Source organism: Kineococcus endophyticus (genome assembly GCF_040796495.1).
In the GTDB taxonomy this organism is placed as follows: domain Bacteria; phylum Actinomycetota; class Actinomycetes; order Actinomycetales; family Kineococcaceae; genus Kineococcus; species Kineococcus endophyticus.
Map to the genome: position 1 here is coordinate 25,623 of NZ_JBFNQN010000019.1, position 20,407 is coordinate 46,029.

At 75.4% G+C, this 20,407-nt stretch carries 17 protein-coding genes and 2 tRNA genes; 9 read left to right on the top strand and 10 right to left on the bottom strand.

Annotation, left to right across the window (positions count from 1 at the left end):
* Positions 1–139: 139 nt before the first annotated feature.
* A tRNA-Pro gene (locus tag AB1207_RS22625) sits at positions 140–213 on the bottom strand.
* A 101-nt stretch (positions 214–314) separates the two neighbouring features.
* On the opposite strand from AB1207_RS22625, the gene AB1207_RS22630 reads away from it, so the two are divergent.
* Positions 315–388 (top strand) — tRNA-Gly (locus tag AB1207_RS22630).
* Positions 389–458: 70 nt separating this feature from the next.
* Entirely contained in the window at positions 459–1,694 is a 1,236-nt protein-coding gene (locus tag AB1207_RS22635; protein WP_367640937.1) for a glycerate kinase, read from the top strand.
* Position 1,695: 1 nt separating this feature from the next.
* Here AB1207_RS22635 and AB1207_RS22640 read toward each other — a convergent pair whose 3' ends face one another.
* Genes AB1207_RS22640 through AB1207_RS22650 form a run of 3 tightly spaced genes read right to left on the bottom strand, consistent with a single transcriptional unit; the run spans position 1,696 to position 4,133 of the window.
* Positions 1,696–2,802 (bottom strand): PP2C family protein-serine/threonine phosphatase, encoded by a 1,107-nt coding sequence (locus AB1207_RS22640; protein WP_367640938.1) that lies wholly within the window; start codon positions 2,800–2,802, stop codon positions 1,696–1,698.
* Between the two features lie 53 nt (positions 2,803–2,855).
* Positions 2,856–3,650, bottom strand: a complete 795-nt coding sequence (locus tag AB1207_RS22645) for an Fpg/Nei family DNA glycosylase (RefSeq protein ID WP_367640939.1) — start codon at positions 3,648–3,650, stop codon at positions 2,856–2,858.
* A 9-nt stretch (positions 3,651–3,659) separates the two neighbouring features.
* Positions 3,660–4,133, bottom strand: a complete 474-nt coding sequence (locus AB1207_RS22650; protein WP_367640940.1) for a ribose-5-phosphate isomerase — start codon at positions 4,131–4,133, stop codon at positions 3,660–3,662.
* 36 nt (positions 4,134–4,169) lie between these two features.
* Between AB1207_RS22650 and AB1207_RS22655 the strand changes: the two genes are divergently transcribed.
* Positions 4,170–4,886 (top strand): DUF429 domain-containing protein, encoded by a 717-nt coding sequence (locus AB1207_RS22655; protein ID WP_367640941.1) that lies wholly within the window; start codon positions 4,170–4,172, stop codon positions 4,884–4,886.
* A gap of 18 nt (positions 4,887–4,904) precedes the next feature.
* Here the strand turns inward: AB1207_RS22655 and AB1207_RS22660 are convergent, their stop codons facing one another.
* Positions 4,905–5,555, bottom strand: a complete 651-nt coding sequence (locus AB1207_RS22660; RefSeq protein ID WP_367640943.1) for a mycothiol-dependent nitroreductase Rv2466c family protein — start codon at positions 5,553–5,555, stop codon at positions 4,905–4,907.
* 143 nt (positions 5,556–5,698) lie between these two features.
* Between AB1207_RS22660 and pepN the strand changes: the two genes are divergently transcribed.
* On the top strand, positions 5,699–8,257 hold the full coding sequence (gene pepN, locus AB1207_RS22665; RefSeq protein WP_367640944.1) for an aminopeptidase N: 2,559 nt from the start codon (positions 5,699–5,701) through the stop codon (positions 8,255–8,257).
* A gap of 54 nt (positions 8,258–8,311) precedes the next feature.
* Here the strand turns inward: pepN and malQ are convergent, their stop codons facing one another.
* On the bottom strand, positions 8,312–10,453 hold the full coding sequence (gene malQ, locus AB1207_RS22670) for a 4-alpha-glucanotransferase (protein ID WP_367640945.1): 2,142 nt from the start codon (positions 10,451–10,453) through the stop codon (positions 8,312–8,314).
* Between the two features lie 137 nt (positions 10,454–10,590).
* Between malQ and AB1207_RS22675 the strand changes: the two genes are divergently transcribed.
* Genes AB1207_RS22675 through AB1207_RS22690 form a run of 4 tightly spaced genes read left to right on the top strand, consistent with a single transcriptional unit; the run spans position 10,591 to position 15,961 of the window.
* Positions 10,591–12,780, top strand: a complete 2,190-nt coding sequence (locus AB1207_RS22675; protein ID WP_367640946.1) for a prolyl oligopeptidase family serine peptidase — start codon at positions 10,591–10,593, stop codon at positions 12,778–12,780.
* Between the two features lie 19 nt (positions 12,781–12,799).
* The gene (locus AB1207_RS22680; protein WP_367640947.1) at positions 12,800–13,867 is read left to right on the top strand and encodes a mechanosensitive ion channel family protein; all 1,068 of its coding nucleotides are present in this window, start codon (positions 12,800–12,802) and stop codon (positions 13,865–13,867) included.
* Between the two features lie 52 nt (positions 13,868–13,919).
* Entirely contained in the window at positions 13,920–15,515 is a 1,596-nt protein-coding gene (locus tag AB1207_RS22685; protein ID WP_367640948.1) for an SDR family oxidoreductase, read from the top strand.
* Positions 15,516–15,550: 35 nt separating this feature from the next.
* On the top strand, positions 15,551–15,961 hold the full coding sequence (locus AB1207_RS22690; RefSeq protein ID WP_367640986.1) for a globin: 411 nt from the start codon (positions 15,551–15,553) through the stop codon (positions 15,959–15,961).
* 3 nt (positions 15,962–15,964) lie between these two features.
* On the opposite strand, the gene AB1207_RS22695 is transcribed toward AB1207_RS22690, so the two are convergent.
* Positions 15,965–16,327 (bottom strand): winged helix-turn-helix transcriptional regulator, encoded by a 363-nt coding sequence (locus AB1207_RS22695; RefSeq protein WP_367640949.1) that lies wholly within the window; start codon positions 16,325–16,327, stop codon positions 15,965–15,967.
* 93 nt (positions 16,328–16,420) lie between these two features.
* Here AB1207_RS22695 and AB1207_RS22700 point away from each other — a divergent pair, with 93 nt between their 5' ends.
* Complete coding sequence (locus AB1207_RS22700) at positions 16,421–17,035, top strand: malonic semialdehyde reductase (protein ID WP_367640950.1); 615 nt, start codon at positions 16,421–16,423, stop codon at positions 17,033–17,035.
* A gap of 7 nt (positions 17,036–17,042) precedes the next feature.
* Here AB1207_RS22700 and egtC read toward each other — a convergent pair whose 3' ends face one another.
* The 3 genes from egtC to AB1207_RS22715 are packed head-to-tail and all read right to left on the bottom strand — an operon-like array spanning position 17,043 to position 20,298.
* Positions 17,043–17,732, bottom strand: coding sequence for an ergothioneine biosynthesis protein EgtC (gene egtC / locus AB1207_RS22705; protein ID WP_367640951.1), 690 nt, complete (start codon positions 17,730–17,732; stop codon positions 17,043–17,045).
* 2 nt (positions 17,733–17,734) lie between these two features.
* Complete coding sequence (gene egtB / locus AB1207_RS22710) at positions 17,735–19,054, bottom strand: ergothioneine biosynthesis protein EgtB (RefSeq protein WP_437179007.1); 1,320 nt, start codon at positions 19,052–19,054, stop codon at positions 17,735–17,737.
* On the bottom strand, positions 19,051–20,298 hold the full coding sequence (locus tag AB1207_RS22715) for a glutamate-cysteine ligase family protein (RefSeq protein WP_367640952.1): 1,248 nt from the start codon (positions 20,296–20,298) through the stop codon (positions 19,051–19,053). Before AB1207_RS22715 ends, egtB begins: the two co-directional genes overlap by 4 nt.
* Positions 20,299–20,407 lie beyond the last annotated feature (109 nt).

The following is a 20,407-nucleotide window of genomic DNA, read 5'->3' on the forward strand; positions in this document are numbered from 1 at the left end:
GGGTCTCTCCGCGCACGGCGGAGGTCGTGGTCAGGCGTGCGGCACGCCGGGGCAGCCCCGACGCACCGCGAAAGCGTAGCCGTCCGCGACGGGGCCCATCACTGCGCGACCGTCCGCACTGCGGACGGACGCGTGTCCGTCGGGGTACCCGGATTCGAACCGGGGGCCTTCCGCTCCCAAAGCGGACGCGCTACCAAGCTGCGCCACACCCCGCGCACCACCGCACGGGCGGCACAGGCAGCAGGCTACCGCTCACGACCCGCTACGCTGTTCCCCGAGGCGCCCCGCAGGGCGTCTCGAGCACGTGTTCACATGCGGGCGTAGCTCAATGGTAGAGCCCTAGTCTTCCAAACTAGCTACGCGGGTTCGATTCCCGTCGCCCGCTCCACACCGCAGCGGCCGTGTCCCCCGGAGGCGGCCGCTGCGTCGTCTCCGGGCCCGTCGGTAGGGTCGCCGCCATGCCGCTGCCCGAGAAGACGGCCTTCCACGTGGTCGTGGCGCCCGACAAGTTCAAGGGGTCGCTGACGGCGACCGAGGTCGCGCACACGATCGCCGAGCACTTCCGCGAGAGCTTCCTCAGCGCCCTGTCGGCGGGAGCGCGGGACCGCGGGTTCGACACGACCGGCTGGGGCGTGGTGTCCACCGAACTGCCCGTCGCCGACGGCGGGGAAGGCACCGTGGAGGCCGCCGTCCGCTCCGCGGGCTTCGGGACCGTGACCGTCCGCGTGGCCGGCCCCACCGGCGAACCCGTGGAGGCGACCTACGCCCGCGACGGGGACACGGTGATCGTTGAGATGGCTCAGGCCTCCGGGCTGGACCGGCTGCCCGGCGGCGTCCGCGCCCCCCTGACCGCCTCGACCCGCGGCACGGGCGAGCTCGTGCGCCACGCGCTGGACGCCGGGGCCCGGCACGTCGTGCTCGCCGTGGGCGGCAGCGCGAGCACCGACGGCGGCGCCGGGATCCTGTCCGCGCTCGGCGGGCGCCTGCTCGACGCCGACGGCCGCGACCTGCCCGACGGCGGGGCGGCGCTGCTCGACCTGGACCGCGTCGACCTGTCCGGGCTGGACCCGCTGGTGCGCCGGACGTGGTGGACGCTCGCGGCCGACGTCGACAACCCGCTCCTCGGGGCGCGGGGCGCCGCGGCCGTCTTCGGACCCCAGAAGGGGGCGAGCACGGCGGACGTCGAGCTGCTGGACCGGGCACTGACGCGCTTCGCCGACGCGCTCGGCGACGCCACGGGCACCGACGCGCGCGAGCAGCCCGGTGCGGGCGCGGCCGGTGGCGTCGGGTTCCTCGCGCTGGGACTGCTCGGGGCCCGGCGCCGGCCGGGCGTGGAGGTCGTGCTGGAGCTCGCGGGCTGGGAGCACCGGACCGCCGGCGCCTCGCTCGTCGTCACCGGCGAGGGCAGCTTCGACGAGCAGTCCCTCGGCGGCAAGACACCCGTCGGGGTCGCGGTCGCGGCGGCGCGGATCCCGGCTCCCGTGGTCGTGGTGAGCGGCCGGCGGACCCTGTCCGAGGAGCGGTGGCGTGCCGCCGGCTTCGCCGACGCCCGGGCCCTGACCGACCTCGAACCCGACCCCGCAGTGTGCGTGCGCGACGCGCGGCGACTCCTCGCCGAGCTGGCCGGGCAGCTCGGGGCCGAGCACGGGGCCCGCGTCGCGCAGGCGTGGACGACCGACGGTCCCGGCGCCTGACTCAGGCGTCGTCCCGCCACAGCAGCAGCGCGGTCCGGTCGTCGGCCTCCCCCGGCGCGACGTCGTCGACGAGACCGGCCAGGGCACCGGCCCGGGCGCCCGGCGCCAGGGACAGCAGCCGGGTGACCAGCGCGCCGATCCCCTCGCCGAGGTCGACGTCCCGCTGCTCCACGACGCCGTCGGAGTAGACGAGCAGCGCATCGCCGGGGGCGAGCGTGGCCTCGACGGCCGGGAACGCCGCGGACGGGACGAGCCCGAGGGGTGGTCCGGGCGTCGTCTCGAGCAGCTCGGCCTCGCCGGCGCCGTGGGCGTGCACGGCCGGCGGGTGGCCGGCCGAGGCCACCGAGACCGCCCCCGAGGTCAGGTCGACGGCGACGTGCACAGCGGTGGCGAAGCCCTCGAACCAGCCCTGGCGCAGGACGTAGCGGTTGGCCGCGGGCAGGAACTCGTGCGGGGGCACGGCCCCCAGCAGCCCGCCGAGGGCACCGGACAGCAGCAACCCGCGGCTGCCGGCGTCCTGGCCCTTGCCCGAGACGTCGACGAGCGCGACCTCGAGCCGCTCCCCCACCAGGCACGACAGCAGCACGTCCCCGGAGAACGCGTCGCCGTGGGCGGGACGGACCAGTCCCTCGGCGTGCCAGCCCGGCGGCAGCTGCGGGAGCCGGCCCTGGGCGAGGAGCCGGTCGCGCAGGTCGACGAGCATCGCCTCCCCGAGGTAGCCCGTCAGGCCGAGCTGCTCGCGGCCGCGGGCGAACTGCACGGCCATGAGGGTCGTGAGCACGATGACCACGACGAGGCTGGGGGTCACTGGTCCGCGGTGCTCGGCGCGCAGGAGGATCGAGGCGACGAGCGCCAGGACGGTCGCGGCGGCCAGCACCAGCATCGGTGTGAGGCGCAGGAGCAGCGCGCCGACGAGCACCAGCGGGACGACCGAGGTGAGCGGGACGGCGCCGGTCCTGGCGGAGGCGATCCCGACGACGAGGACCAGCAGCACGAGCACGCCCGCCGTGGAGCGCTGGGGAGGGCGCGCCAGCAGCCGCCGGACCGCCGCCCGCCGGCCGGGGCTCAGGCCGAACCACGGGGCCCGGCGCGGGACGGGCCGCTGCATGCCCGCATCCTAGGAGTGACTCAGCGTATGACTCCAATCACAAGAGGTGATCTCTAGGGTTGGCAGGAGGGACACCACGTGAGGTTCCGCTGGGCGAGCTGCGCGTAGGCGATCTCCGTCCCGCACACCCGGCACGGCTGCCCCTGACGGCGGTAGACGTAGAACGAGTCCGCCCGCGTCGCCCGCCCTGTGCGGCGCGAGCGGTGCTCGGGCCGGGTGGTGACGATGCGACCGGCCCGGACCCCGGCCGCCATCAGGGTCGAGAGGTCCTCCCAGAGCGCGGTCCACTCGCTCTCCTCGAGCTCGCGGCCGGGCCGGTAGGGGTTGACGCCGGCCCGGAAGAGGACCTCGGCGCGGTAGACGACCCCCACGCCGGCGACGACCTCCTGCTGCATGAGCAGCCCCGCCGTGCTCGACCGGCTGCGGTGGATCCGCGCCCACGCGACCGTCGGGTCGGCGTCCGGGCGCAACGGGTCCTCCCCGAGCCGGGCGTGCAGCGCGTCGACGCCGGCCGGGTCGAGGACCTCGCAGGCCGTCGGACCGCGCAGGTCGGCCCAGCCGCGCTCCCCCTCGAGCCGGACGCGGACCTGTCCCCGGGGGGCCTCGGGCACGCCGTCGCCGGTCGTCCACTTCCCGTAGAGGCCGAGGTGGACGTGCAGGGTGCGCCCGTCGTCGAAGTCGGCGAGCAGGTGCTTGCCGTGGGCGTCCGTCGCCACCAGCGTCCGGCCGTCGAGCAGGGCCGCGCCGTCCTCGAAGCGTCCCTGCGGACTGCTCACGACGACGGGCGAGCCCGCGAAGCGCTCCCCCAGCCGCCGGGCGTCGCGCCGGACGGTGTGACCCTCGGGCACCGCCCCGGGTCAGGCGCCGGGCAGGGGCGGGAGCTCGCCCGTGCGCGCGTACTCGTCGAGCATCGCGATGCGGCGGACGTGGCGGGGGTCCTGCGAGAACGGGGTGGACAGGAAGGTGTCCGCGAGGAGGGTCGCCTCCTCCAGGGTGTGCATGCGGGCCCCGATGCCCACGCACTGCGCGTCGTTGTGCTCGCGCGCCAGCCGCGCCGTGTCCACCGACCAGGCCAGCGCGCACCGGACGCCCGGGACGACGTTCGCGGCGATCTGCTCACCGTTGCCGGACCCGCCGATGACGATGCCGAGGCTGCCCGGCTCCTGCGCCACGGCGTGCGCGGCCCGCAGGACGAACGGCGGGTAGTCGTCCTGCCCGTCGTAGACGGGGGCACCGTGGTCGACGACGTCGTGGCCCTGCTCGCGCAGGTGGGCGACGAGGTGCTCCTTGAGCTCGAACCCGGCGTGGTCGGTGCCGATGTGGACGCGCATGGGGCCAGCTTGGCAGCCCGGTGCGACGATCGCGCCGTGGGGTCGGGTGCGGCGGTGGGCGTCGTGGTGCTGGGGGTGGACGGGCGTCGCGGCGGGTGGGCCGTCGCCGTCGTCGAGGGCGGACCGCAGCGGGCGGAGGTGCGCGACTGGGTCAGCCTGGTCGGCCAGGACGCCCGACCCGTCCTCGACCTCGCGCGGCGCCACGACGCCGCCGCCGTCGGGTTCGACGTCCCGGTGGGGCTGCCCGCGGACGACTGGCGCCCCGTGGACCTGCTGGCCAAGAAGGCCCTGGGCCGAGCGCACGCGCGCGTCTTCCTCGTCCCGCCGCGCGAGGTCCTGCGCCGGCCCGACTACGCCGCGGCCCGGGCCCGCTGCCGCGACCTGCTGGGCGGCAAGGGTCTGTCGGCGCAGACGTGGGGTCTGCGCGGCCCGGTCCTGGCCGTCGACGACGCCCTCGCGCAGGACACAGCGGCCCGCGGGCTCGTCGTGGAGACCCACCCGGAGCTGTCGTTCGCGCAGATGACGGGCACCGTCCTGCCCTCGAAGAAGACCGTCGAAGGCCGCGCCGCACGGGAGCAGGCGCTCGCCGGCTGGCTGGACGGACCCGCCGCCCCACCGGGCGACGACCACCTCGACGCGGCCGCGTGCGCCTGGTCGGCGCTGCGGTGGGCGGGGTGGGCGCCCGGGGGCACCGCGCGCGTCCTCGGCGGGGACGAGGACGAGCGCGGACTGCCCCAGCGGATCGTCGTGTGACCGCGCGGCCCGGGGACCTCAGTCGAAGACGGGCCCCTGGGTCCGGGTGCGCTTGAGCTCGAAGAACCCGGGCACGCCCGCGACGAGCAGGCAGCCGTCCCACAGCCGGCCCGCGGCCTCGCCCTTGGGAGCGGGCGTCACCACCGGGCCGAAGAACGCGACGTCGTCGAAGGCCACGACGGGCGTCCCGACGTCCTCGCCGACCTTGGTGATGCCCTCGGTGTGCGAGGCGCGCAGCTCGGCGTCGTAGGTGGAGGAGTGCGCGGCCGCAGCGAGGTCGGCGGGCAGGCCGACCTCCTCGAGCGCCTCGCGGACGACCACGTCGAAGTCCTTGTTCCCGCCGGGGTGGATGCGCGTGCCCATCGCCGTGTAGAGGGGCAGCACGACGTCCTCGCCGTGCAGGACGCGGGCGGCCGTGACGACGCGGACGGGCCCCCAGCCCTTGTCCATGAGCTCGCGGTACTCCTCGGGCAGGTCCCGGCCCTCGTTGAGGACCGACAGGCTCATGACGTGCCAGCGGACGGTGATGTCGCGGACCTTCTCGACCTCGAGCATCCAGCGCGAGGTCATCCAGGCCCAGGGGCACAGCGGGTCGAACCAGAAGTCGGCCTGGGCCCCGTTGCGCGGGCTGCCCTGCTCGGGGCTCTGGTCGGTGGTCGGCGAGGTCATGCGCCCCATCCTGCTCCGCGGCTCCGACACCCGGCTGCGGGGGTCGGTGTCGCAGCGCCGTGGCAGAGTCGTCCGCGAACACCGGCCGCCGCAGCGGGCGGGCCGGACCGGTGCCCCGGGTGGGCTCGAGGAGAGGACGTGCAGTGCCTGGCGAGAACCTGACGCGCGAGGAGGCCCGGACGCGGGCCGGCCTGGTGCAGGTCGAGCACTACGAGGTGGACCTGGACCTGACGACGGGTCCGGAGACGTTCCGCTCGACCACCACGGCGCGGTTCACGGCCACGCCGGGCGCGTCGACGTTCATCGACCTCATCAGCGCCGCCGTCCACGAGGTCGTGCTCAACGGGACGGCGCTGGACGTCGCGGCCGTGAACGACGGCGTGCGCATCCAGCTGGACGACCTTGCGGCCGAGAACGAGCTCCTCGTCGTGGCCGACTGCCGCTACATGAACACGGGCGAGGGCCTGCACCGCTTCGTCGACCCGGTCGACGACGAGGTCTACCTCTACTCCCAGTTCGAGGTGGCCGACTCCCGCCGCGTCTACGCGGTCTTCGAGCAGCCCGACCTCAAGGCCGAGTTCACCTTCACCGTCACCGCGCCGGCGCACTGGCGCGTCATCTCGAACTCCCCCGTCGAGCACCGCCACCCCGTCGAGGCGGGCACGCGCTGGACGTTCGAGCGGACGCCGCGGCTGTCGTCCTACGTCACGGCGGTCATCGCCGGCCCCTACGAGGGCTCGGAGGACTCCCTCGTGTCGGCCGACGGCCGGACGGTCCCGCTGGGGGTCTACTGCCGCAAGTCGCTCGTGCAGCACCTCGACGCCGACAACGTCGTGCGCGCCACGAAGCAGGGTTTCGAGTTCTTCGAGCGCGAGTTCGACCGCGCCTACCCGTTCGCGAAGTACGACCAGGTCTTCGTGCCGGAGTTCAACGCGGGCGCGATGGAGAACGCGGGCGCGGTGACGTTCGTCGAGAGCTACGTCTTCCGCTCCAAGGTGCCGCAGGCCACGGTCGAGCGCCGCGTCGTCACCGTGCTGCACGAGCTGGCGCACATGTGGTTCGGCGACCTCGTGACCATGCGCTGGTGGAACGACCTGTGGCTCAACGAGTCCTTCGCCGAGTTCGCCTCCACGCTGGCCGCCGCCGAGGCGACGGAGTGGAAGGGGTCGTGGACGACCTTCAACTCCCTCGAGAAGTCCTGGGCCTACCGGCAGGACCAGCTGCCGACGACGCACCCGATCGTCGCCGAGATCAACGACCTCGAGGACGTCGCCGTCAACTTCGACGGCATCACCTACGCCAAGGGCGCGAGCGTCCTCAAGCAGCTCGTCGCCTACGTGGGCCGGGAGGAGTTCCTGGCCGGTGTGCGGGCGTACTTCGCCCGGCACGCGTTCGGCAACACCGAGCTCGTCGACCTGCTGCGCGAGCTGGAGGCCACGTCGGGCCGGGACCTGTCGGCCTGGTCGCGCGAGTGGCTGGAGACGGCCGGTGTGGCGACCCTGCGCCCGGTCGTGGAGACGGACGCCGACGGCACGATCACGGCGGCCCGCCTGCTGCAGGAGGCGCCCGCGGCGCACCCGCACCTGCGCGCGCACCGCATCGCGCTCGGTTGCTACGACCTCGTCGACGGCAGCTTCGAGCGCACCCACCGCGTCGAGCTCGACGCCGCGGGGGCCAGCACCGAGCTGCCGCAGCTCGTCGGCCGCCGCCGCCCGGACCTGCTGCTGGTCAACGACGACGACCTCGCCTACGCCAAGATCCGCCTCGACGAGGCCTCGCTGGCCACGGCGCTGCAGCACCTCGACGCGTTCCGCGACTCCCTGCCCCGCTCGCTGGTCGCGGCGGCGCTGTGGGACATGACGCGCGACGGGGAGTCCCCCGCCCGCGACTACGTCGACCTGCTGCTGACGACGTTGCTGCCCGGCGACGCGGCCCGGGCCGACTCGACCGTCGCGCTCGTGCTGCTGCGCCAGCTCACGACGACGGTCGAGCTCTACACCGCGCCGGCCCACCGGGAGGAGGTGCGCGCCCGCACGGCGAGCACGCTCCTGGAGCTGCTGCGCGCCGCCGCCCCCGGCAGCGACACCCAGCTGCAGTTCGCCCGGGCCTTCGCCTCCTCGGCCCACAGCCCCGAGCACCTCGCGGTCGTCGCGGGCCTCTACGACGGCTCGCAGGTCATCGAGGGCCTGGAGGTCGACGCCGACATGCGCTGGGCGCTGCTCACGGCCCTCGTCGCCGGCGGCGTCCTGGGCCCGGAGGCCGTCGACGCCGAGCTGGAGCGGGACGCCACCGCGACGGGCCAGCGCTCGGCCGCCGCGGCCCGCGCGGCGGTGCCCACGGCCGAGGCCAAGCAGCGCGCGTGGGCCGACGTCGTCGAGCGCGGCGACCTGCCCAACGCGGTCCAGGCCTCGGTCATCGCCGGGTTCTCGCGGGTCCACGACGAGGAGCTGCTCCGGCCCTTCGTCGAGCCCTACTTCGCCGTGCTGCGCACGGTGTGGGCCGAGCGGACCAACGAGATGGCCCAGCAGATCGTCACGGGCCTCTACCCGCTGGAGCTCGCCGACCACGCCCTCATCGAACGCACCGACGCGTGGCTGGAGGCCGAGCCGGACGCGCCGCCCGCGCTGCGCCGCCTCGTCCTGGAGAACCGCGACGGGGTGGCCCGTGCGCTGCGGGCCCAGGAGCGCGACGCGCAGCGGTGATCCCGACGTCCCGGGGTGGTGCCGGTCACCACCCCGGGAACGCCGTGGCGTCGGTCAGCGGCGCAGGGCCTCGTCGACCGCGCGGGCCAGCGACTGCGCGCGGACGTCGTCCGCGAGGTCGTCGAGCAGCACGACCTTCCCGTCCGACCCCGTCAGCGGCATCCGCCAGTTCGGGTACTCCTGCGACGTGCCGGGCTGGTTCTGGGTGCGCCGGTCCCCGACGGCGTCGACGAGGGAGACGCCGACCATGAGCGAGGGCGAGAGCGCCAGGTAGCGGTGCAGGGCCTCGACCGTGGCCTGTTCGTCGGCGCCCTCCGCCAGGAGGCCGCGGTCGCGGACGAGGCCGAGGATGCGTTCCTGCTCGGCGGCGTCCTGGGCGCGCTCCTCGGCCACGGGCCGGGTCAGCAGCCCGAGGCGGTCGCGCAGGCTGACGTGCTCCTGGGCGAGGTAGCCGGCCGTCGGCGGCAGGTCGTGGACGGTGACGCTGGCCAGAGCCAGTTCGCGGTAGGCCTCCGGCGCCTTGGGGCTCTCCCCCTCGTACTCGAACCACAGGACGGCGCTGCCGAGGATCCCGCGATCGGCGAGGTAGTCGCGCACCCACGGTTCGACGGTGCCGAGGTCCTCCCCGACGAGGACGGCGCCGGCCCGCTGCGCCTCCAGCGCGAGGATCCCGATGAGCGCGTCGTGGTCGTAGCGGACGTACGTCCCGGCCGACGGCTCGGCGTCCTGCGGGATCCACCAGAGCCGGAACAGCCCGATGATGTGGTCGATCCGCAGCCCACCGGCGTGCCGCAGGATCGTGCGCACCATGTCGCGGAAGGGCGCGTAGGCGACGTCCGCGAGCCGGTCGGGCCGCCACGGGGGCTGGCTCCAGTCCTGGCCCTGCTGGTTGAAAGCGTCCGGTGGCGCCCCGACGGTGACCCCGCGGGCCAGCGCGTCGCCCAAGGTCCACACGTCGGCGCCGTCGGGGTGCACGCCGACGGCGAGGTCGTGGACGATGCCCGGCCCCGTGCCCGGCGCCGTCGCGGCGTCCTGGGCGGTGCGCAGCTGCTCGTCGCACTGCCACTGCAGCCAGCGGTGGAAGTCGACGCGCTCGGCGAGCTCGACGGCGAGGCCGCTGTCGTGCGCGGCCTGCGGCGAGGCCGCCTCGGCGGGCCAGTCGGCGGCGGGCAGCCCGAACCGCTCGGCGAGGGCGCACCACGTCGCGAAGCCGGTCAGTCCCGGGTCCTCCGCGGCGACGTACCGGCGGAAGGCGGCCTCGCGCGCCGCGGTCCGGCCGTGGGCGAAGACGACCTCGAGCGCCTCCCGCTTGGCGGCCCAGGACGCGTCGCGGTCGATCTCGGAGCTGTCGTGGACGGCCGGTCGGACGCGCTCGGCGAGCCGCTCGACGTGGGCCCGGTCGCCCGGGGACAGGTAGGCGACCTCGCGGACGTCCTCGACGCGCAGGTACAGCGGGTTGACGAAGCGCCGCGTCGTCGGCAGGTACGGCGAGGGCTCCATGGGCGGCACGGGCTGCGCGGCGGCCAGGGGGTTGACCAGGATCCAGCCGGCGCCCTGGTCGGCGGCCACGGCGGACAGCTCGGCGAGGTCGGCCAGGTCCCCCACGCCCCACGAGCGCGACGAGCGCACCGAGTACAGCTGCGTCTGGTAGCCCCAGCTGCGTCCGGTGCGCAGCGCGAGCGGCAGCTCCAGGACGTCGGGGGTGACGACCACCGGGCACTGCGAGACGCCGTCGGGGGTGCGCGCCGTCAGCACGTGCCAGCCGAGCGGGAGGTCGTCGGGAAGCTCGAAGGTGGCCCGGCCGGTGAGGCGGCCGTCGACGAGGACGGGGTCGATCCAGCGGTCGAGCTGCCGCAGCGGGGCCCAGCCCTGGTCGTCCTCGAGCTCGACCGTGACGTCGACGGGGTCGCCGTGGGCCACGTGGACGGGCACGGGGTGCGGACGGCCCTCACGGGCCACGACGACGGGCGGCAGGACGCGGCGCCAGGGGCGCAGCTTGACTTCCTGCAGGGCCTCGCGGACCGCCTCGCGCGAGGAGACGTCCAGGCCCATCGCGGTCAGGACGGCCGTCACGGTGGAGGCCGGGACGGTCGTCGGCCGCCCCCGCCAGTCGGTGAAGGTGGTGGCGACCCCGCAGGCCGTCGCGAGGTCGGTGAGCTCGGCGCCCAGCTCGGCGGTCGAGGAGTCTGTGGCCACCCGGCGACTCTGCCAGACCCGCTGCGCGCTGGCGCGTCCGAGCACGAGGGTTCACGTGGACGTCACACGGGCACGCCGCGGAGGGCCTGTGGAGGGTGCCCCCGCCGTGTCGGAGCGCCGACCTAGGGTGGTCGACCATGGACTCCCAGCCCTCCCCCGCCCGCCCGTCCGCGGGTCCGGGCCCCGACGTGGCGCCCCGCCTCGACCTGGTCGAGGAGCTGCACGGCGTCCCGGTGGCCGACCCCTACCGCTGGCTCGAGGACCCGGCCGACGCGCGCACGCGGGCGTGGTCGCAGTGGCAGGACGAGGCGTGGGAGCACTGGGCCGCGCAGCTGCCCGGCCGGGCGGGCCTGGAGCGCCGGGTGCGCGAGCTCATGGCGACGGGGTCGGTGGGCGCGCCCGTGCACCGGGGGGGACGGGTGTTCCGGACGCGCCGGGAGCCCGACGCCGAGCACGGGGTGCTGACCGTCACCGACCCGGGAGCACGGCCGCGCGTGCTCGTCGACCCGGTCGCGCTGGACCCGTCGGGCACGACGACGCTGGACGCGTGGCGGCCCGACGTCGAGGGCGACCTCGTGGCCTACCAGCTGTCCGAGGGCGGCAGCGAGGAGAGCGTCCTGCGGGTCCTGGACGCGACGACGGGTGAGGTCGTGGACGGCCCGATCGACCGTGCGCGCTACTCCCCCGTGGCCTGGCTGCCCGCCCGCGACGGCGTGCGGTCCTTCTACTACGTCCGCCGGCAGCCGCCGGAGTCCGTCCCGGAGGACGAGCGGCAGTACCACCGGCGGGTGCACCTGCACGTCGTCGGCACCGACCCCGCCACCGACGTCGAGGTGTTCGGGGCCGGCCGCGCCCTGACGAACTACTACGGCGTCTGGACCTCGCGCGACGGCCGCTGGCTCGTCGTCACCGCCGCCGAGGGCACGGCCCCGCGCAACGACGTGTGGATCGCCGACCTCGAGGGCGGTGACCCCGCCCGCCCGCAGTTGCGGCCGGTGGTGGAGGGCCGGGACGCGAGCACGAGCGCCTGGGTCGGCCGCGACGGCCGCCTCTACCTGTTCACCGACCTCGACGCCCCGCGCGGCCGCCTCGCCGTCGCCGACCCGGGCACCCCGGGGGTCGAGCACTGGACGGACCTCGTCCCGCAGGCCGACGCCCTGCTCGACGACGTCGCGGTCCTCGACGGCGCCGAGCTGCCGGAGCCGTTGCTCGTCGTCGGCTGGACTCAGCACGCGGTCAGCTCCGTCACGGTGCACGACCTGGTGACGGGCCGGCAGCTGGAGGGGGCCGCCGGTCGCGTGGACCTGCCCGGGACGGGTTCCATCGGTGGTCTGGTCGGTCGTCCCGACGGCGGGCACGAGCTGTGGTTCGGGTACACCGACACCACGACGCCCTCGCACGTGTGGCACTTCGACGCCCGCACCCGGGCCCTGACGGTCGAGGCCGCGCCGCCGGGGGCCGTGGAGGTGCCCGCCGTCGTCAGCCGGCTGCTGGAGTACCCCAGCGCCGACGGCACGGTCGTCCGGCTGCAGGTGACGGCACGCGCCGACCTGCTCGACGCGGACGGGGTGCCGCGCACCCCCGCGCCGACGGTCCTGTACGGCTACGGCGGCTTCGGGATCAGCCTCTCGCCGCACTACGCCCCCGACGCGCTCGCGTGGGTCGAGGCCGGCGGCGTCTACGCCGTCGCGAACCTGCGCGGCGGCGGGGAGGAGGGCGAGGACTGGCACCGGGCCGGCATGCGCGGGTCCAAGCAGAACGTCTTCGACGACTTCCACGCCGCCGCCCGCTTCCTCGTCGACCGCGGGTTCACGACGCCGGCGCAGCTGTGCGTGCACGGCGGGTCGAACGGCGGGCTGCTCGTGGGCGCGGCGGCGACGCAGGAGCCGGCCCTGTTCGCCGGGGTGGTGTGCTCGGCGCCGCTGCTGGACATGGTCCGCTACGAGCTGCACGGGCTCGGTGCGACGTGGAGCGACGAGTACGGGACGGCGGCCGACCCCGAGGAGTTCGGCTGGTTGCACGGCTACTCCCCCTACCACCGGGTCGTCGACGGGACGGAGTACCCGGCGGTGCTGTTCACCGTCTTCGACGGCGACAGCCGCGTCGACCCGCTGCACGCGCGCAAGCTGTGCGCCGCCCTGCAGCACGCGACCGCCTCGGACCCGGCCGTGCGGCCCGTGCTGCTGCGCCGCGAGAAGGACGTCGGGCACGGCGCGCGGTCGGTCTCGCGCAGCGCCGGGCTCGTCCGCGACACCCTGGCCTTCGCCGCCCGGGCGACGGGCCTGCCGCTCGACCACCTCGACGCGTCCACCGACCAGCACGTCTGAGAAGGAGTTGTCCCCCCTCGTGCTCGACTCGATCACCCAGGCCCTCGGTGGCGTGGACTCCGCCGAGGCCCAGGCCGGCGCCTCCGACGTCGTGGCGTTCCTGCTCGACAAGCCGCTGAAGGTCGTCGTCGTCCTGCTGGTCTGCTGGATCGCGCGGTACCTGGCGATGCGGCTCATCGGCCGGGTCGCCACGGGCATCGCCACCGGCGCCGGCCGGCTCGGCGGTGGCCGGCGCAACGGCTTGCTGGAGTCCTCGCCGTTGCTCAACGAACGCCGCCAGCAGCGCGCCGAGACCCTGGCCTCGGTGCTCAAGAGCACCGTGACGTTCGTCCTGGGGATGCTCGCGATCCTCGTGGTGCTCGACACGGTCGGCATCGCGATCGCGCCGTTCCTGGCCTCGGCGGGGATCGCCGGCGTCGCGCTGGGGTTCGGCGCCCAGGCCCTCGTCAAGGACTTCCTGTCGGGCATCTTCATGCTCGCCGAGGACCAGTACGGCGTCGGCGACTCGGTCGACCTCGGCGACGCCGCCGGCACCGTCGAGGCCGTGGGCCTGCGCGTCACGCGGCTGCGCGACGTCAAGGGGACGGTCTGGTACGTCCGCAACGGCGAGATCCTGCGGGTCGGCAACCAGAGCCAGGGCTGGGCCCGCGCCGTCGTCGACGTCTCGGTCGCCTACGGGGAGAACCTCGCCCGCGCCCAGGAGGTGCTGCAGCGCCTGGCCGACCACCTCGTCGAGGAGGAGGAGTGGAAGCCCCTCGTCCTGGACAAGCCCGAGGTCTGGGGCGTGGAGCAGATGACGACCGACGGCATCGTGCTGCGGCTGGTCGTCAAGACGGCCCCGTTGCAGCAGTGGGCCGTCCAGCGCGAGCTGCGGCGCCGGATCAAGGCCGCGTTCGACGCCGAGGGCATCGAGTTCCCCCTGGCCCAGCGCGTCTTCCTGCGCCACGACGACGCGCCGCGGCAGGCCCGGCCGCTGGCGGACCCGAACGCCGCGGTGGCCCCGCAACCGCCCCCGCCCAGCGAGGCCGACGTGGCCGCGCAGGACGCCGCGGCGGCCGACCCGGCCCGGACGAACCGGGGGCTCTGACCCGCCCGCCCGCCGGGTCGCGCGCCGGGGCCCGGGCTCGGAGACTGTCGGCATGAGTGAGCCCACGCCCGACGCCCCCACCGGGTCCCTCGACGACGTCCTGGCCGGGAACGGGCGCCTGGCCCTGGTGACGGGGGTGACGGGGTACATCGGCGGCCGGCTGGTGCCGGAGCTGCTGGCGGCCGGGTTCCGCGTCCGCGCCCTGGCCCGCCGCCCCGAGCAGCTGCGGGACCGGCCGTGGATCGACGAGGTCGAGGTCGTGGGTGCGGACGCCTCCGACCGCGACCAGGTGACCGCGGCGCTGGAGGGCGTCGACGTCGCCTACTACCTGATCCACGCCATGAGCGGAGGGTCCTCGTTCGCGGCGAAGGACCGCCGCACGGCCCGCACCTTCGCCCGCGCCGCCGCCGACCAGGACGTGCGCCGCATCGTCTACCTCGGCGGGCTGCACCCCGAGGACGAGGAGCTGTCGACGCACCTGGAGTCACGCCGGGAGGTCGGGGAGATCCTCCTGGACGCCCCGGTGCCCGCGACGGTGCTGCAGGCCGCGGTCATCCTCGGGTCGGGGTCGGCGAGCTTCGAGATGATGCGCTACCTCACCGAGCGCCTGCCGGTCATGGTCTGCCCCTCGTGGGTCTACAACCGGATCCAGCCGATCGCAGTGCGCGACGTCCTGCGCTACCTCGTCGGGTCGGCCTCGATGCCCGACGACGTCAACCGCACCTTCGACGTCGGTGGCCCGGACGTCATGACGTACCTGGACATGATGCGCGGCTACGCCGAGGTGGCCGGGCTGCCCAAGCGGCACGTGCTGCCCGTCAAGGTCATGTCCCCGCGGCTGTCGAGCCACTGGGTGGGGACCATCACCCCGGTCCCCGGCTCGATCGCCCGACCGCTCGTGGAGAGCCTCGTGCACGAGGTCGTCTGCAAGGAGAAGGACGTCGCGCGGTACGTGCCGGACCCGCCCGAGGGCCTCATCCCGTTCCGCCGCGCGGTGCAGCTGGCGCTCAAGCGCATCCAGGAGGCGGACGTCACGACGCGCTGGAGCTCGGCCTCCGTGCCCGGCGCCCCGAGCGACCCGCTGCCCACCGACCCCGACTGGGCCGGCGGCAACCTCTACGTGGACGAGCGCACGACGGTCGTGGACGCCTCCCCGCACGAGCTGTGGGAGGTGCTCGAGGGCATCGGTGGTGAGCAGGGCTGGTACTCCTGGCCGATGGCCTGGGCGGTCCGGGGGGTCATGGACCGGTTCTCCGGCGGCCCCGGCCTGCGCCGCGGCCGGCGCGACCCGCGCCACCTCATGGTCGGTGACGCCGTGGACTGGTGGCGCGTGGAGGAGCGGCAGGAGGACGAGCTGCTGCGTCTGCGGGCCGAGATGAAGCTCCCCGGGCTGGCGTGGCTGGACCTGCGGGTGGGCCGGGACCCGGTGGGCCGCACGCTCTTCCAGCAGCGCGCCCTGTTCCACCCCAAGGGCCTGGCCGGGCAGGCGTACTGGGCGGCGATCAGCCCGTTCCACGACGTCGTCTTCGGTGGCATGCAGGAGAACGTCAAGGAGGCCGCGGAAGCCCTGGCCCGCGCGAACGCCGCGGGTGCCGCGGACGCCCCCGCGACGGTCGACGTCCGCCCGGAGGCGACACTGGTGCGGTGAGTCCCGACCTGCCCTTCGTCCGCCCCCAGAACCTCCTGGGGCGCAAGCCCGCGGGGCCGGACGGCGGCACGCAGACGTTCTACGACGAGGTGGGCGGGCACGAGACGTTCGTCCGCCTCGTCGACGTCTTCTACGACGGCGTCGCCGAGGACGACGTGCTGCGGCCCATGTACCCCGAGGCCGACCTCGGCCCGGCCAAGGAGCGCCTGCTGCTGTTCCTGGAGCAGTACTGGGGCGGTCCGTCGACGTACTCCGAGCAGCGCGGTCACCCGCGGCTGCGGATGCGGCACGCGCCCTTCAAGGTCAACCCCGACGCCCGGGACCGCTGGCTGACGCACATGCGCGCCGCCGTCGAGGCGCTCGGGCTGCCGCCCGCGCAGGAGGGACTCCTCTGGGACTACCTCGACCGCGCCGCGCACAGCATGCTCAACACCTTCGAGGACTGAGCCTCACGCGCCCCGGGCGCAGTCCCCGGGCAGGTTCGCGCGCGCCCAGGCCGTGAGCTCGGCCAGGGCCGGCGCGAGCGCGCGGCCCGCGTCGGTGAGGTCGTAGACGACCGCGACGGGCGGCCCCTCGTGCACGGTGCGCTGGACGAGGCCGGCCCGGGCGAGCTCGGTGAGGCGGTCGGACAGCACGGAGTCGCTGATGCCCGCCACGGTCCGGCGCAGGTCGGAGAACCCGGCGGGACCGTTGCCGAGGGTGGCGAGCAGGATCCCGTTCCACCGCTTGCCGAGGAACCCGAAGGCGCGGGCCAGCGCCCCGTCGCACGCCCGCGCGCTGTGCTCCCCGTCGACCTCTCGCACGTCCTCCACACCCGTCAGCCTACTCCTTGACGCTTCACGATCCAGTGCTACTCTCATTTTCGAAGCAGCCCCGTCATCAGTAGTGAGTTCGAGGAGACGAGCATGACCGCCCTGGACGACCGCCCCCTGGGTCTGGACTCGAGCGCCCGCGCCGCGCTGTTCACCGATGCGCACACCGTGCAGCACTTCTCCCCCACCCCCGTGTCCGACGCCCAGCTCACCGAGATCTGGGACCTGGCGCGCTGGGCGCCCACCGCGGCGAACCTGCAGCCCCTCCGCCTGCTGTTCGTCCGCTCGGCGCAGGGCCGCGAGCGGCTGCTACCCCTGCTGGACGAGAAGAACCGCGACCGCGCGGCGACGGCTCCGGTGACGGCCGTCCTCGCCCGCGACGACCGCTTCCACGACGCGATCCCGCAGGTGGCGCCGTTCCTGTCCGGTCTGCAGCCGGTCCTGGACGGCAACGCCGAGATGCGGGCGCAGATGGGCGGCTACAGCGCTGCACTCCAGGCCGGGTACCTCATCCTCGCCGTCCGCGCGCTGGGCCTGGCCGCCGGGCCGATGGCCGGGTTCGACAAGGCCGGCGTCGACGCGGAGTTCTTCGCCGGGACGTCGTGGCGCTCCGAGCTCGTCGTCAACATCGGGCACCCCGCCACCGAGGACGCCTACCGGCCGCGCATGCCGCGCCTGGCCGCCGAGGACGTCGTCCGCTTCGCCTGACGGGTCCCTACAAGGGGGTGACGCGGACCCCCGCCGCGTCGACCTGCACCAGGGACCGGTCCGGCACGTCCTCCCAGCGCGGGTCGTCGTCGTGGGGTTCGCTCGCGACGACGACCCCGTCGTCGGTCCGCAGGACGCTGAGGGTGTCGCCCCACGCGGTGGCGACCAGGCGGGCGCCGTCGGCGGCCAGGACGTTGAGGCGGGCGGTGGGGTCGGCCTCCCCCGCGGTGCGCACGCGCGGGCCGATCTCGTCGGGTGCCGCGAGGAGCCAGGACGCGAGCACCGCGGAGTCGCACACCGACTCCGCGGTGGGCCAGGCCTCCGCGGGCAGCACGGACCGCTCGACCCGGCCGTTGTGCGACAGCGCCCAGGCACCCCGGACGAAGGGCGCGCACGCCGTCTCGTCCGCGGGCATGCCGACGGTGGCGTCGCGCACGGCACCCAGCACGCAGCCCGCCGCCACGTGCGGGGCGACGGAGGCGAGCGAGGCGTCCGCCCACAGCGGCGCGGCCCGGCGCCACCGGGCCGGTGCGCTGCGGGCTGCGGTCCACCAGGCGGCCCCCCAGCCGTCGGCGTTGACGCTCCCGTGGTGCTGCCGCCGCGGAGCCCAGCTCTGCTGCAGCAGCCCGTGCTCGCGCTCCAGGAGCAGGTCGGCCAGGCTGCGCTCGGCGCCCAGCCAGGCCGTGTGCCGGCACACGCTCAGGCGTCCCAGGCCAGGCGGACACCCGTGAAGATCTGCCGTCGCACGGGCCAGTCCCAGTTCCGGAACGAGGGTCGCACCGACACGGACGTGCTGGCCCAGGACCCGCCGCGCAGCACGCGGTAGCCACCGCCGAAGAACGGCGCGGAGTAGGTGTCGTAGAGCATCGGGGAGAACCCCGGCCACGGCGCGAAGTCCGAGGACGTCCACTCCCACACGTCGCCCATGAGCTGCTCGACGCCGTACGCACTGGCCCCGGCCGGGTACGCCCCGACCTGCGCGGGCCCGAGCGCGTGCCCGCCGAGGTTGGCCCGCTCCGCGGTCGGGGCCTCATCACCCCACGGCCACCGGCGACGGCGGCCCAGCGCCGGGTCCCAGGCGCACGCCTTCTCCCACTCGACCTCGGTGGGCAGCCGGGCGCCGGCCCACCGCGCGAAGGCCTCCGCCTCGTGGCAGTCGACGTGCTGCACGGGCGCCGCGGGGTCGAGGGCGACCTCGACGGCGAACCGCCGCTGGGTCCACCCGCCCGCACCGTCGCGGGCCCAGCCGAGCGGGGTCGTGATGCCCTCCGCCCGCCGGTGCGCCCAGCCCGCGCGGGTCCAGTGCCGGGGGTCCTCGTACCCGCCGTCCTCGACGAAGGCCGCCCACTCACCGTTCGTCACCGGGACGCGGCCGATGCGGAACGCCGGGACGTGGACGCGGTGCTGCGGGTGCTCGTTGTCCAGGGCCCACGGCTCCTGCGCCGGGTCGACGCCGAGGAGGAACTCCCCCGCCGGGACGAGCACCGGTTCGGCCGGGACGACCCGGCCGGGCGGCGTCGGCGCGGCCGCGAGCAGCGGGTCGCCCGAGCGCAGGTTGTGCGTCGCGAACATCGTCTCGTCGTGCTGGTGCTCGTGCTGGGCGACCATCGCCACCGCGAACGCCGCCTCGCGCGGGTCGTCCGCGCGGACGCGCGCGACGCGGTCCAGGACGCGGTTGCGCACGTCGGCGAGCGCCCGCCGGGACGCGCGCGGGTCCAGCAGCGGCAGCTGCGTCCGCGTCGCGCGCGGGTGCTCGGCCGCGTCGTAGAGGCAGGCGATCGTGGGGTGGAAGACGGGCGTCCGGTCGGCACCCGCCCCCTGCCGCAGGAGCCACAGCTCCTCCTGCTGCCCGATGTGGGCGAGGTCCCAGACGAGCGGACTCATGAGCGGGGAGTGCTGGACGGTCAGCTCGGCGTCGGCGGCCTCGGTGAGGCGGGCCGTCGTGCGGCGGCCGGCCTGCAGGGCCGCGACCGCGCCCTCGAGCGGGTGGACGGTCGAGTGGTCGTCGAGCGTGGTCACCGGAGGTCCTCCGCGGTCAGGCAGGCGTCCGGTCCGTCGGCGCGGAACCGGTCGGTCACGAGGTCGGCGGGGCTGCGTCCCGCCGCGAGCAGCTCCGTCCAGGCGTGGACGGCGGCCACGAGCGAGGGGTCGACCCGGGGCGTGGCCGCGGCGAGCACCCCGAGCGCGGCCCGGCGCAGGGCCGGGTCGGCGAGCCCGAACCGGACGGCGTCGGCCCCGCGGTCGGCCACCGGCTCGGCGGCCTCGGCGGCGGCGCCCGCCGCCACCGGGTCGTCGACGACGGTCGTGACGACGGCGGCCAGGCCCGGGCGCAGGGCCGCCGGGACGGCGTCGAGGAACCGCAGCTCGAGGAAGCCCCGCAACCGCACGGGCGGCCAGAGCGTCGTGAGGTGCGCGTCGACGTCGTCGGTGCCGGGGCGGCGGTCGTCGAGCAGGACCCGGCCCGCGGCCCAGTCGGCGAAGGGGACGTGCTCGCGGACGGGCGCGAACTCCCCGCTCGCCTGCACGCGGACGAACATGACGGGCGCCGCGAACGCGAACTCCACCCACTCCGCGACCGGGTCGCTGCCGTCCCCGGACGCCCGGCACCGGCCCGGTTCCAGCCGTCCCCAGACCTCCTGCCGGCCGCACACCGCTCCGGTCGGGACGCCGTGGCGCAGCGGCGACGTCGCCGCGAGCGCGACGAGCACGGGCGTCAGCCGGCGCACGTGCGCCAGCCGGTCGGCCCACCCCGCGGTGGGCCCGGCGTCGAGGTTGACCTGCAGGGAGGCCGTCGAGGCCATCATCGTGGCGCCGTCGAGGTGGTGGCCCACGGCGTCGAAGTGCGCCTCCATCGCCCGGTACCGCGACCCCGGGTGGACGCGGACGGGAGCGCGCACGGGGTCCAGGCCGGTGGCGAGCGCGACGAGCCCGTCGGACGCCAGCAGGGCGTCGACCGCGGTCGCGTCCTGCTCCAGGCCCGCGACGGTCGCCACGAGGTCGCCCGGCGGGGTGGACAGCTCCACCTGGCCCCCGGGTTCGAGGGTGAGGCGCGAGCCCGCGGGTGGCACGAACCCCGCCACGAGCGACGTCAGCCGGTCCCAGTCCACGCGGCGGCGCGGGGCGCGGACGTCGACCACGTGCCGTTCGAGCTCGAGCCCGACGGTGCCCGTCCCCGAGGGGCGCAGGGCGGTGGCGGCGACGTGGGCGCGCAGGGCGTCGGGCGGCGAGACCGCCTCGACGACGCGGGGGACGGTGAGCGACACGGTGGTGCGAGCCCCTTCCAGGTCCGGACCGGTCCTGGGGGACCGCGGGTCGGCGTGGGGCCAGTTACTGGCCTCGTCGTCACCCTCGCACGCGGCCCCAGCCGTCGCA